Origin of the sequence: Streptomyces sp. NPDC059166, from assembly GCF_042755185.1 — a bacterium.
GTDB lineage: Bacteria > Actinomycetota > Actinomycetes > Streptomycetales > Streptomycetaceae > Streptomyces.
The window spans coordinates 291,527-303,374 of record NZ_JBHZCI010000002.1 but is presented as its reverse complement, the minus strand read 5'-3'; the positions used below and the strand labels follow the sequence as shown (position 1 = coordinate 303,374).

Genomic DNA, 11,848 nt, shown 5'->3' with positions numbered 1-11,848 from the left:
CCGCGCCTTGCCGTCAGGGTTGTGCGTCTGGGGGGCGCGGATTGGTTTCTAAGTGCCCGCCCCAGGGCCTTCCTGGTCCGTCCGGGTTCCGCCCTGCCTCAGGCGGGTGCGCCCGTCATTCGGCGGGCGTCGCGGCCTTCGCCCTGCGGGCACGGGCGTCGCGCACCAGCGAGACCGCCACGACCAGCGCCGCGACGAGCAACGAGAGGAGCACCTGGTCGCGTCCGGCGTCGTCGGTCAGCATGTAGACGAGGACGAAGGAGATCATCGCGATCGTCGCCCAGGTCAGATAGGGGAAGAGCCACATCTTGACGATGAGCTTCTCGGGCGCCTCGCGCAGGATGATCCCGCGCATCCGCAGCTGGGTGAAGCAGATGACCAGCCACACGAAGAGCGCCACGGCGCCGGAGGAGTTCAGCAGGAACGCGAACACCGTGTCGGGCCACTGGTAGTTGAAGAACACCGCCACGAAACCGAAGACCACGGACGACAGGATCGCCGCCTGGGGCACGCCTCGCTTGTTGACCTTGGCGAACGCCTTGGGCGCGTCCCCCCGCTGTCCCAGCGAGAAGGCCATGCGGGAGGCGGTGTAGAGGCCGGAGTTCAGGCAGGACAGCACGGCGGTGAGCACGATGACGTCCATGACCTGGCCGGCGTGCGGGATGCCGATGGCGTTCAGCGCGGCGACGTACGAACCGTCCTCGACGATCGAGGGGTCGTTCCACGGCAGCAGGGTCAGGACGACGAAGATCGAACCGAGGTAGAAGATCGCGATGCGCCAGATCACGCTGTTGGTCGCTTTGGACACGGCGCGCTGCGGGTTCTCCGACTCGCCGGCGGCCAGGGTCACGATCTCGCTGCCCATGAAGGAGAAGACCACCATCAGGACACCGGTGAGTACGGCTCCCGGGCCCTCCGGGAAGAACCCGCCGGTGTCGGTCAGGTGGGAGAGGCCCGTGGCGGCGTGGTCCGAGCCGGGCAGGACGCCGAAGACGGCGAGCAGGCCGACGACGACGAACGCGCCGATAGCCACGACCTTGATCCCCGCGAACCAGAACTCGAACTCGCCGTACGAGCCGACGGACACCAGGTTGGTCGCGGTGAGGACCACCATGACGATCAGGGCCCAGGCCCACTGCGGTACGCCCGGTATCCAGCTCTCCAGGATCTTGGCACCCGCCGTGGCCTCGACGGCGAGCACCACGACCCAGAAGAACCAGTACAGCCAGCCGATGGAGAAGCCGGCCCAGCGGCCCAGCGCCCGGTCCGCGTAGGCGGAGAAGGAACCGGAACTCGGGCGGGCCACGGCCATCTCGCCCAGCATCCGCATGACGAAGACGACCATGGCGCCCACCAGCGCGTACGACAGGAGGATGGCCGGTCCCGCCGCGGCGATGCCCGCTCCGGAGCCGACGAAGAGTCCCGCTCCGATCACGCCGCCGATGGCGATCATCGAGAGGTGGCGGTTCTTGAGGCCGGCCTGGAGCCCGTCCTGGGAGTCGGGCCTGTCCGGCTCGCCGGGCTGTTGGCCCGGCCCCGCCAGAGTCGTCTGCGACGTCATGGATCGAATCCTTACGTTTTCTGATCACGTGTGTCGGGGGTTGCCCCGGCGAGGGGTGGTGCCAGGGCAAGCACGCATTCAAGCCCGAACAGTCCAAGAAACGGAACCCCCGCATCCGCTTCCTTGACCCGATCGTTGCCCGAGTGGTCTTGCACACAGCACCGGCCGGGAACCGGACCCGATGGGTCCGGCCGGGCCCCGACCCCGCTGACGGTTACCCCGCCGCTTCCGTGTCACACTTCGCTCCATGCGCGTGTACCTCGGCTCCGACCATGCCGGCTTCGAACTGAAGAACCACCTCGTGGAGTGGCTCACCGCCAACGGCCACGAGGCCGTCGACTGCGGTCCCCACATCTACGACGCCCAGGACGACTACCCGCCGTTCTGCCTCCGCGCCGCCGAGCGGACGGCGGCGGACAAGGGCAGCCTCGGCATCGTCATCGGCGGCTCCGGGAACGGCGAGCAGATCGCCGCCAACAAGGTCAAGGGCGTCCGCGCGGCGCTGGCCTGGAGCGAGCAGACCGCCGCACTCGGCCGTGAGCACAACGACGCCAACGTCGTGGCCATCGGCGGGCGGATGCACACGGTGGAGGAGTCCACCAGGTTCGTGGAGATCTTCCTCGACACCCCGTACTCGGGCGAGGAGCGCCACACCCGCCGCATCGAGATGCTCTCGGCGTACGAGAGCACCGGCGAACTCCCCCCGATCCCCGCCCACCACCCGCAGCAGGGCTGAGCACCCCCGTACCCGTTTTCCGCGTGCCGCCGGGCCCCGCGCCCGGCGGCACACGCGTTCCCAGGAGACCCGACGTGCCCGAGGGGCATACGATCCACCGCCTCGCGGCGGACCACCACGAGCGGTTCGCCGGCCGCCCGGTGCGGGTGAGCAGTCCCCAGGGCAAGTTCTCCGACAGCGCCGCGCTGCTCGACGGCCGAACCCTCACCGGCGTGGACGCCCACGGCAAGCACCTCTTCCTCGGCTTCGAGGGGTCGGCGTGGGTCCACATCCACCTCGGCCTCTTCGGGAAGCTCGGCTTCGGCACCACCCCCGCGCCGCCGCCCACCGACACCGTCCGGCTCCGTCTCGTCAACGAGGCCCACCACGCCGACCTGCGCGGCCCCACCACCTGCGCCCTGATCACCGGGCCCGAGAAGCGCGCGATACACGACCGGCTCGGTCCCGACCCGTTGCGCGCCGACGAGGACGGCGAGCGCGCCTGGCGACGGATCTCCCGCAGCCGCGTCACCATCGCGGCGCTGCTCATGGACCAGAAGGTCGTCGCCGGGGTCGGCAACGTCTACCGCGCCGAGGTCCTCTTCCGGCACGGCATCGACCCCTACCGCCGGGGCGCCGGCCTCTCACGGGGTGAATGGGACGCCGTCTGGGCGGACCTGCGCGCGCTCATGCGCGAGGGGGTGCGGAACAACCGCATCGACACCGTCCGCCCCGAGCACCTGCCCGAGGCCATGGGCCGCCCTCCGAGGGTGGACGACCACGGCGGCGAGGTCTACGTCTACCGCCGGGCCGGGCAGGCGTGCCACATCTGCGGGACCGAGATCCGCACGGCGGACCTCGCGGCACGCAACCTCTTCTGGTGCCCGGGCTGCCAGCCCTCCGCACAAGGCCGGTAGCCCGCCGGTCCGCGGCTCAGAACCCGTGCGGGCACCAGGGCTGGGTGTCCGAGGAGAACGCCAGGGAGGCCGCGGACAGCGCGCCCTCCCTCAGCTCGCGCACCTGCCCCGCGGCCGCCAGAGTCGTCAGTGACACCCCGCCCAGGTACACCGCACCCAACTCGGTGACGGAGAGCGCGAGTTCGGGATCATCCTCCGTGCGCCGGCAGGAAGCGGCGCCCTTCGCGTCGGCGGACAGCCTCCAACGCCCCGCGTTCCAGGGGCAGAAGGAGTCCTCCACCTCCAGCACGACGTCGAGCGGCGCCCGGTAGCTCCGCGCCTCGAGCGCCGCGCCCAGCTTGACCAGCCGCACGTACAGCGCGTCCCGCAGGCCCGGCTCGCAGCGCCGGATGTCCGAGACCATCCGGAGCACCGGGTCGTCCACGGGCCGGTTGCCGCACTCGACCACCGAGGTCAGGTCGATGCCGAACAGGAACCGCCACAGGGCGGCGTACGAGGCGGGATCGAGCGCCGCGAGGTCGCGGACGGCGACCGTGCCCCTGGGGCCGGCCTTCTCCCACTCGGGCCGCACATGGAAGGTGACGTACCCCGTCACCTCGCCGTCCCGCTCCGCCAGGACGCACTGCAGCGGTGAACCGCCGCCCCGGCCGCTCTCCGGATCGTGCACCGGCACCCGCTCCCAGCCCGGCTGCCGCAGCAGGATTCCCGGCCGGTCCGCCGCCACACGGGCGTACACAGCCTCGCAGGCGTCGAGGGCCGCCTCGGGGGTGGCACGGCGCATCCTCACCGCGTCCGTGCCCGGGGGCGGCGACGTGAGGCGCACCCGCGAGGTGTCGATCCGGAGGTTCGTCTCCGCCGTGGCCGCGCCGTAGCCGAACCGGCCGTAGATCGCGGGCTCCGAGGCCGTCAGCACCGCCAGCGGCTCGCCCCACGAGCGGATGTCGTCCAGCTGGCGCCGCATCAGCGCCGTCAGCAGCCCCTGCCTGCGATGCGTCGCGGCGACGCCGACCATCGTGATCCCCGCCGCCCGTACCGCGCTCCCGCCCGGAACGGTCATCCGGAAGCTGTAGGCACCGGCCGTGCCCACGCACTCGTCACCGTCCCAGTGCCCCAGGGCCCGCCCGGGTTCGGCCAGGGCGGCGTACATCTCGCGGCTCGCGGGCGCGATGGGAACACCACCGAACGCCAATTCGACGCAATCGAGCCAGGCGTCCCACTCCGAGGCCGACAAAGTGCGCAAGTCCGTGGTCATGCGCCCTGCCTACCAGGGGCACCGTCTCCCGGCGACCCAATTTCGAACACATTGACACAGGGTCCCCCTGCACCGGAGGCCGCCGGGTGGATAAGGTCCCGACAATGGCCCGTCGCAGAGGAGCAGAGACCTACACCGCCCGGTGGAGCAGATCCATGCACCGGGCGCGCGTCGCGCTGCGCCGTTCCGGGGTCGACTACTTCCGCGGTGACGGGTCCGACTGGATAGCCCTGGCCGGGCTGCTCGTCACCATTCCGGTGATCACCTGCGGCACCCTGCTCAACCCGGTCTGGTGCTCGCCGGCGGCCCTGGCCCTGCCCATCGTCGCGGGCGGCCTGCTGCTGCGGCCCGCGAGCCTCCTCGGTCTCTACGCGACCGCCGCGGCCGCGCTGATCGTGGAGTCCATAGCCCTCGGCCCCTACGGGGAGGGGCCGGCCCGGGTCACACCGGGCACCGTACTGACCGTCGCCGCCTGCGGATTCTTCGGCCTGGTACTCGCCCAGTTCCGGGCCAGGGTCGGCGTGCCGTGGCGGCGCGGCGGCACCATGCTCTTCGACCTGCGGGAACGGATCCGGGTGCAGAGCGCCCTGCCCCGGCTGCCCGACGGCTGGCACCGGGAGATGGCGCTGCGCCCCGCGGGCGGCCAGTCCTTCTCCGGGGACTTCGTCGTCGCCGCCCGTACCAACGGCGGACGCACCCTGGAAGTCGTCCTCACCGACGTCTCCGGCAAGGGCATGGACGCCGGCTCCCGCGCGCTGCTGCTCTCCGGTGCCTTCGGCGGGCTCCTCGGCTCCCTGCCGCCGCACGGCTTCCTGCCCGCGGCCAACGGCTACCTGCTGCGCCAGGACTGGGACGAGGGCTTCGCCACCTCCATCCACCTCGTCCTCGACCTCGACTCCGGCGACTACGAACTCCTCTCGGCCGGCCATCCCCCGGCCCTGCAACTGCACGCCGGCAGCGGCCGGTGGGAGGAGAAGGCCGCGGAGGGGCCGCTCCTCGGCGTCTACGACGGAGCGGAGTTCGACGCCGTGAAGGGATCGCTCGCCCCCGGCGACGTCCTGATGCTCTTCACCGACGGCCTGGTGGAGGCGTCGGACCGGGACATCGCCGACGGCATCGACCGCCTGACCGGCGAGGCCGACCGCTACGTCGCCACCAGCTTCGAGGGTGCGGCCTGGCATCTCATCGAGGCCTGCGCGAAGGACGTCAACGACGACCGCGCCCTGCTGCTGCTCTCCCGGCACGCCTGAGCCCCGATCGGAACAATCGACGCAAACGGCATGCGCGTCAATCTTCGGCATGACCCTCAACCGAACGTGGCATGGGTCGGAGAAGTGGGCCGGTCCCGCACCCGGCGCGCGCCGGACGCGGGACCGCCGGCGCTCAGACCGGGACGGCGTCCTTCCCGTTCGCCCGCTCCGCGGCGCGTCCACCGGGCAGGATCCGGGCCAGCCGGTGTGAACGCCCGGCCGCCAGGGGCGCCAGGACCGCGAGGAGGAGGACGTATCCGGCGATGAACGGGGAGAGCCGTTCGTCGAGCCCCGCCCCAGCCGCCATCGTGGCCAGGATCAGTGCGAACTCGCCCCGCGCGAGCAGTGTGGTGGAGATGTTCGCCGTCCCCGCCGGCCCGAACGCGTAGATCTTCGCCGTGGCCATGCCCGCGAGCACGTTCATCGCCATGGTCACGGCGACGGCGGCCAGGACCGGCCAGACGACGCTCGGCAGGTCGCCGGGGTCGATGGAGAGGCCGAAGGCGAAGAAGAAGATGGCGCCGAACGCGTCCCGCAGCGGGTGGACCAGCTTGCGGATGCGCGCGCCCGACGTGGTGCTGCCGAGCATCAGGCCGACCATGAACGCGCCGATCGCGTCGGCGACGCCGAACCACTCCGAGACGCCTGCCACGAAGACCGCGGCGCCGAGGAAGGAGATCACCAGCAGTTCGTCGTCCCCGGTGTGGATCAGCCTCCCGATGACCTTGGTGCCGAAGCGGGCGGCCACGGCGAGGAGCAGCAGGAAACCGAACGCCTTGCCGCCGTCGAGCACCGCCGCGCCGAGGCTGTCCGCGCCGGACAGGATCGGCTGGAGGGCCGCCAGGTAGAGGGCGAGGAACACGTCCTCCACCACGATGATGCCGAGGATGGGCCGCGTCTCCGGATCACCGATCCGCCCCAGGTCCACCAGCACCTTCGTGACGATGGCCGAGGACGAGATCCCGAGCACCCCCGCGAGCACCAGGGCCTCCGAGGTGCCCCAGCCCAGCGCGAAGCCGAAGCCGAGACCCGCGCCGACGTTGAGCGCGAGATAGGTGCCACCGGCGAGCGCCATCCTGCGCCCGCCCTTCCTCAGATCGTCGAGATGGAACTCGAGACCGAGGTAGAAGAGCAGCAGCACCAGTCCGAGCGCGGACAGCATCTCGAGGTCATGGGGGTCGTCGAGCAGGACCACCCCCGGGGTGTGCGGGCCGAGGAGGATCCCGGCCAGGATGAACAGGGGGATGGTCGGCAGTCCGATGCGGCCGCCGAGGCGGGCCAGGACGGCGGCTGCCAGGAAGGCGCCGCCCATGGCGATGAGCGTGTCTGCGTGTCCGATGAGTCCGTCTCCTCGCAAGGTCAAGAGATCGTCAAGGAATCGTCAGTAATTAGTTTACCGAACGATAGGACGCGACTCCTGGACCACCCGGGAGGTGGAGGGCGGGGCGTACAGTCGGCGCATGACGATCCCGTGTCTGACGCTGTCCCAGGTCGAGGCGATCGCCCGCGAGGCCCATCGCCTGCAGACCGACAAGGCCGGCCGCCCGTACGCCGAGCACCTGGCCGCGGTGGCCGAAGGGGTGCGGGCCCGGGGAGGCAGCGAGGAGCAGATGGCCGCCGCCTGGCTGCACGACGCGATCGAGGACGGGGCGCTCACCCGGCAGTGGCTGGACGAAGCGGCGCTGCCGGAGCGGGTGAAAGAAATGGTCCTCGCCGTCACCAAGCGGGACGGCGAGGACCTCATGACGTACACCGGGCGGATTCTCGCCACACCCGGGGCTCTGCTGGTCAAGGAATCGGATCTGGCGCACAACGCCGACCCGGAGCGGCTGGCGGTGCTGGAGCCCGCCACCCGTACCCGGCTGACCGAGAAGTATGCGCAGGTACGTGGGCTGTTGGGGCTCGACGGCGGCAAGAGGCCCGCGGACCGACAGGATTCGGCCAACCCGGCCACCGGCTGACCCCCGGGCCGGGACCGGCCCCTGTCGCAGGGGGCCGATCCGGACACCGGGTCAGCGCTTGGCGGGGCTCCGGGTGCGGAACGCCCAGTTCATGTCCGGCTCGGTGGCGAAGCGCAGGGCACGCCGGACCGGCGGGGTGCACAGCAGTGTCACTGCGACGGCAGCGACGAGGGACACCAGGACCAGACCCGCGGGGCTCTTGAGCCATTCGTATCGGTCGATCAGGCCGAAGTAGTCCGCGCCCCTGATGAGGAAGCCGTGCATCAGGTAGCCGCAGATCGTCCCGGCTCCCAGCGCGGTGAACCACATGTGCCTGTGGGGCACCCAGGAGAGGAAGGCGACCGTGAGCGCCAGCGCGCAGCCGAACATCGCCAGGGTCATCACGGCGCCCGACCACCAGGGGGAGTTCATCTCCTGGGCGCTGTTGCTGCGGTAGAACCAGCCGAGCTGCATGCGCGGCGCCACCCAGTAGGCGAAGGCCAGGGCGCCGGCGAACAGCGGGACGGCGGCGATCCGTACCTCGCGCCGCCGGATCATCTGGAAGTGCTCGGGCTTCATCAGCAAGCCGAGGACGAAGAACGGCAGCAGCTGGCAGACCCGCTGCAGATCCAGGTCGTCGCCGATGCCGGGGGTCAACGACGCGAGCATCGCGATGACGAGTGCCACCGGGAGCGGGTGCCGCAGTGACTGCCAGATGGGCGTGGTCACGCGCCAGATGAAGAGCGCGATGAGGAACCAGGTCAGGAAGAACGGGTCGAGCAGGGTGATGGGCATGTCGCCGTCGCCGCCGGCGAAGCGCTTGAAGAGCGAGTACGCGGTCTCGAAGAACACGTAGGGCACGACGACCCCGGTGACGAGACGCTTCACCTTGGAGGCGCTCATGTCGAACGAGCGGGAGAAATAGCCCGATACGAGGATGAAGGCGGGCATGTGGAACGTGTACACGATCATGTACAGCGCTCGCGTGGCGCGACTGCCGTCCATCACGGGCTCCCACGCGTGGGCGACCGCGACGAGCACGATGGCGATGTACTTCACATTGTCGAAGTACGCGTCACGCCGCTTGGCCGGTGCGGCCGTCCCGGCACGGGCGGGGGCCGTCCCGGCGCCGGCGGCGGGAGCCACCGCGGTCGCCAGGGCCTGCTCTTGTCTCGGCTCCGACTCCCGGCTCTCCGGGGTGATCGGGGCCCTCTGAATTTCGCTCGGAGCTTGGGACATCTGATGCACCTTAGACCGGTCGATCGGCATGCGTAAAACGCGGAAGAGAATTCGCGTGTTCCCGCCCCATCGAAAGTCAAACCAGGCGGATCTGACCGGTATGCGCTGATTAATACCCCTTAAATGGGGCATATCGCCGGGTTGTTGGCGAGAGTGAATTACGTCGCACAAGCGGCCTGGAAATGACTGTGAATGAAGTGTGCGGATATGGAAACGATCACATCGGGCGATATTCGAACTCCCCTGCGCACAGGGGTCGCACAGCTTTACGGGGATCCCGTACGAAGCCCCGGGGCGCGGCCCCCGCGGACGGTCGCCCCCCGCGGCCCCCGATTCCGAGGATGGCGCGATCCGGCCATCCTCGCTCTTCACCCCGCAGCAGCGGCAGGGGAGTTGGTGGCACGATGGGGCGCGACGGAGGTGTGCCGGGCCGCACGCCACCGGGCCGGCAAGGCGGACCGACCAAGGGTGTGATCAGTCGTGGCCATTTCACTGTCTGTGGTGCTTCTGCTGGGGATCGTCATGGTGGTCCTCATCCGCGGCGGATCCCTCAAGGGCGGACCGGCGGTCGTCGCCATGCTCTTCGGCTTCTTCCTCGCGTCGACCGGCATGGCGCCGTCGATCAACAGGTTCATGAACTCGATAGCCGACACCATCAACCAGATCAGCTTCTGAGCCTCCCCGCGGGGAGGCCCGCACGTCCGGCCGGGCGGCCTGATGCCGCCGGGCCGGACGTCGGCGTGCGCCCGGCCGGGGTGAGGGCCGCGGGCCGGCCCACTGCCGGAAACGCGTCAGGGCCGGACCGGGGAGACATCCTCGGTCCGGCCCTGAGCCGTTGGAGCGGGCGACGGGAATCGAACCCGCGTAGCTAGTTTGGAAGACTAGGGCTCTACCATTGAGCTACGCCCGCAAGCACCGCGTCCCGGACCACGGGGTCCGGTCGATCTCGGTACGGGAAGCATCGTAGCGGGTCCGGGGCGGTGAGCGCACACCCGTACCCGCCGCACCTCTCGGGGAGCCCCCGCGACGGGCGGCGCGAAGCGGCCGACGCACCGCCTCCGTGCATGTACCCTACGTGTCGCACCGACGGGGTGTGGCGCAGCTTGGTAGCGCGTCCGCTTTGGGAGCGGAAGGTCGTCGGTTCGAATCCGGCCACCCCGACCACCAGCAAGATCGCATTGTGGGAGTCATCCCCCTTGCCGTTACTATGCAAAATGCGTGCCCGTGTGTCTGATGTACCGGGCTCGATCCGCGAAGCCGCCTCTCGGCGGCCCAGCAGAACCCCAAGAAGTCAGCCACCAAGGAGACCGAACCGTGAAGAGCGCCGTGGAGACCCTGAACCCGACTCGGGTTCGGCTCAGCATCGAGGTGCCCTTCGAGGAGCTCAAGGACAGCCTCGACGCGGCGTACAAGAAGATCAACCAGCAGGTCACGGTGAAGGGCTTCCGTAAGGGCAAGATCCCCAACCGCGTCATCGACCAGCGGTTCGGCCGTGGTGCTGTGCTGGAGGAGGCCGTCAACGACGCCCTCCCGAAGTTCTACACCGAGGCTGTCAACGAGGGTGAGCTCAACGTTCTGGGCCAGCCCGAGGTTGACATCACCGAGCTCAAGGACGGCGAACTGCTGGCCTTCACCGCCGAGGTGGACGTCCGTCCCGAGATCGAGATCCCGGACTACTCCGGCATCGAGGTCACCGTGGACGCACTCGAAGTGACCGACGAAGAGGTCGAGAAGGCCGTGGAGCAGCTCCGTGAGCGCTTCGCCTCGACCAACCCGGTCGAGCGCGCCGCCGCCGAGGGCGACGTCGTGACGATCGACCTGGAGGCCAAGGTCGACGGAGAGGTCCTCGAGGACGGCGTGGCCGCGGGTGTCTCGTACACCATCGGTTCCGGTGAGCTCCTCGACGGCATCGACGAGGCCGTGACCGGCCTGGAGGCCGGTGGCGAGTCCACCTTCACCTCCGAGCTGAAGGGCGGCTCCGCCGAGGGCAAGGAAGCGGAGGTCACCGTCAAGGTCACCGCCGTCGCCTCGCGCGAACTGCCCGAGCTGGATGACGACTTCGCGCAGATGGCGAGCGAGTTCGACACGCTCGCCGAGCTCCGCGAGGACAGCCGCAAGCGCCTCGAGAACCAGAAGCAGTACGACCAGGCCACCCAGGCCCAGGAGCGCGTCCTCGAGGAGCTGCTGAAGCTCGCCGAGGTCCCGATCCCCGAGAAGCTGCTCGCGGACGAGGTCCAGACCCGCAAGCACAACCTGGAGCACCACCAGCTCGGCCAGATGGGCCTCGACCTCGAGAAGTACCTCGAGATCCAGGGCAAGACGCTGGAGGAGTTCGAGAGCGAGACCTCCGAGCAGGCGATCAAGGGCATCAAGACCCAGTTCATCCTGGACGAGCTCGTCAACAAGGAGAAGCTGAACGTCAACCAGGAGGAGCTCACCGAGCACCTCATGCGGCGTGCTGCCTCCTCCGGCATGAGCCCCGACCAGTTCGCCCAGGCCGTCGTCGAGGGCGGCCAGGTGCCGATGCTCGTCGGCGAGGTCGCCCGCGGCAAGGCGCTCGCCGTCGTCGTCGAGGCCGCCAAGGTCGTCGACACCAACGGTGAGGTCGTCGAGCTCGAGGACGACGAGGAGGCCGTCGAGGAGGCCGTCGAGGAGGCCCCCGAGTCCGTCGAGGCCGCCGAGGCCGCCGGCGAGGACAAGGACGAGAAGAACGAGGCCTGAGCCCCGCTCCGACCGTTGATCTGATCCGCACGGCGGGCCCCGGACGTATCGCGTCCGGGGCCCGCCGTCGTATCGCCCCGCACACCCCTGGAACCCTTGTGCGGACTGCTTACCTTGCGCTCCCAGCGAACAGTTGGGGAACCGGGATGGCGTTGTCCCACCTGCGCGTTAGGGTCCATGAAGAGGAAGGGTCGGGTAGTCCCGGCCCACCCGGTACGAAGACGCTGAGACGGCCGGAGCCGTCAGAGACGAG

Annotated in this window: 10 protein-coding genes and 2 tRNA genes; 7 read left to right on the top strand and 5 right to left on the bottom strand. The window is 69.8% G+C overall.

The features are described 5' to 3' along the window. Positions 1 to 115 precede the first annotated feature (115 nt). Positions 116 to 1,561 (bottom strand): amino acid permease, encoded by a 1,446-nt coding sequence (locus ACFXOA_RS02750; protein WP_385021399.1) that lies wholly within the window; start codon positions 1,559 to 1,561, stop codon positions 116 to 118. 247 nt (positions 1,562 to 1,808) lie between these two features. Here ACFXOA_RS02750 and ACFXOA_RS02745 point away from each other — a divergent pair, with 247 nt between their 5' ends. Together ACFXOA_RS02745 and ACFXOA_RS02740 are read left to right on the top strand one after the other, a co-directional pair. After that, a complete protein-coding gene (locus ACFXOA_RS02745; protein WP_385021396.1) occupies positions 1,809 to 2,297 on the top strand; it encodes a ribose-5-phosphate isomerase in 489 nt (162 codons plus the stop codon). Between the two features lie 74 nt (positions 2,298 to 2,371). After that, positions 2,372 to 3,193: an Fpg/Nei family DNA glycosylase gene (locus ACFXOA_RS02740; protein WP_385021393.1), complete on the top strand. Its 822-nt coding sequence runs from the start codon at positions 2,372 to 2,374 to the stop codon at positions 3,191 to 3,193. A gap of 16 nt (positions 3,194 to 3,209) precedes the next feature. Here the strand turns inward: ACFXOA_RS02740 and ACFXOA_RS02735 are convergent, their stop codons facing one another. Continuing rightward, on the bottom strand, positions 3,210 to 4,445 hold the full coding sequence (locus tag ACFXOA_RS02735) for a GNAT family N-acetyltransferase (RefSeq protein WP_385021390.1): 1,236 nt from the start codon (positions 4,443 to 4,445) through the stop codon (positions 3,210 to 3,212). A 104-nt stretch (positions 4,446 to 4,549) separates the two neighbouring features. Here ACFXOA_RS02735 and ACFXOA_RS02730 point away from each other — a divergent pair, with 104 nt between their 5' ends. Then, positions 4,550 to 5,695 (top strand): PP2C family protein-serine/threonine phosphatase, encoded by a 1,146-nt coding sequence (locus tag ACFXOA_RS02730; RefSeq protein ID WP_385021387.1) that lies wholly within the window; start codon positions 4,550 to 4,552, stop codon positions 5,693 to 5,695. A gap of 133 nt (positions 5,696 to 5,828) precedes the next feature. Here the strand turns inward: ACFXOA_RS02730 and ACFXOA_RS02725 are convergent, their stop codons facing one another. Further along, positions 5,829 to 7,007 (bottom strand): cation:proton antiporter, encoded by a 1,179-nt coding sequence (locus ACFXOA_RS02725; protein ID WP_385021384.1) that lies wholly within the window; start codon positions 7,005 to 7,007, stop codon positions 5,829 to 5,831. A gap of 148 nt (positions 7,008 to 7,155) precedes the next feature. On the opposite strand from ACFXOA_RS02725, the gene ACFXOA_RS02720 reads away from it, so the two are divergent. Next, positions 7,156 to 7,656 carry an HD domain-containing protein gene (locus ACFXOA_RS02720; RefSeq protein ID WP_385021381.1) on the top strand — a complete coding sequence of 167 codons (501 nt, stop codon included), beginning with the start codon at positions 7,156 to 7,158 and terminating at the stop codon, positions 7,654 to 7,656. A 51-nt stretch (positions 7,657 to 7,707) separates the two neighbouring features. Here the strand turns inward: ACFXOA_RS02720 and ACFXOA_RS02715 are convergent, their stop codons facing one another. After that, the gene (locus tag ACFXOA_RS02715; RefSeq protein WP_385021378.1) at positions 7,708 to 8,874 is read right to left on the bottom strand and encodes an acyltransferase family protein; all 1,167 of its coding nucleotides are present in this window, start codon (positions 8,872 to 8,874) and stop codon (positions 7,708 to 7,710) included. A 480-nt stretch (positions 8,875 to 9,354) separates the two neighbouring features. Between ACFXOA_RS02715 and ACFXOA_RS02710 the strand changes: the two genes are divergently transcribed. Continuing rightward, positions 9,355 to 9,549 carry a hypothetical protein gene (locus tag ACFXOA_RS02710; RefSeq protein WP_362555558.1) on the top strand — a complete coding sequence of 65 codons (195 nt, stop codon included), beginning with the start codon at positions 9,355 to 9,357 and terminating at the stop codon, positions 9,547 to 9,549. Positions 9,550 to 9,710: 161 nt separating this feature from the next. Here the strand turns inward: ACFXOA_RS02710 and ACFXOA_RS02705 are convergent. Further along, a tRNA-Gly gene (locus ACFXOA_RS02705) sits at positions 9,711 to 9,784 on the bottom strand. Positions 9,785 to 9,961: 177 nt separating this feature from the next. Between ACFXOA_RS02705 and ACFXOA_RS02700 the strand changes: the two genes are divergently transcribed. Together ACFXOA_RS02700 and tig are read left to right on the top strand one after the other, a co-directional pair. Then, a tRNA-Pro gene (locus tag ACFXOA_RS02700) sits at positions 9,962 to 10,038 on the top strand. A gap of 150 nt (positions 10,039 to 10,188) precedes the next feature. Beyond that, positions 10,189 to 11,595 carry a trigger factor gene (tig, locus tag ACFXOA_RS02695; RefSeq protein WP_385021374.1) on the top strand — a complete coding sequence of 469 codons (1,407 nt, stop codon included), beginning with the start codon at positions 10,189 to 10,191 and terminating at the stop codon, positions 11,593 to 11,595. Positions 11,596 to 11,848 lie beyond the last annotated feature (253 nt).

Bases quoted from the DNA above. Each gene is read 5' to 3' on its own strand.
- ACFXOA_RS02725 (WP_385021384.1), bottom strand. From the start codon at position 7,007: ATGGGCGGCGCCTTCCTGGCAGCCGCCGTCCTGGCCCGCCTCGGCGGC.
- ACFXOA_RS02730 (WP_385021387.1), top strand. From the start codon at position 4,550: ATGGCCCGTCGCAGAGGAGCAGAGACCTACACCGCCCGGTGGAGCAGA.
- ACFXOA_RS02720 (WP_385021381.1), top strand. From the start codon at position 7,156: ATGACGATCCCGTGTCTGACGCTGTCCCAGGTCGAGGCGATCGCCCGC.
- ACFXOA_RS02745 (WP_385021396.1), top strand. From the start codon at position 1,809: ATGCGCGTGTACCTCGGCTCCGACCATGCCGGCTTCGAACTGAAGAAC.
- ACFXOA_RS02750 (WP_385021399.1), bottom strand. From the start codon at position 1,561: ATGACGTCGCAGACGACTCTGGCGGGGCCGGGCCAACAGCCCGGCGAG.
- ACFXOA_RS02735 (WP_385021390.1), bottom strand. From the start codon at position 4,445: ATGACCACGGACTTGCGCACTTTGTCGGCCTCGGAGTGGGACGCCTGG.
- ACFXOA_RS02715 (WP_385021378.1), bottom strand. From the start codon at position 8,874: ATGTCCCAAGCTCCGAGCGAAATTCAGAGGGCCCCGATCACCCCGGAG.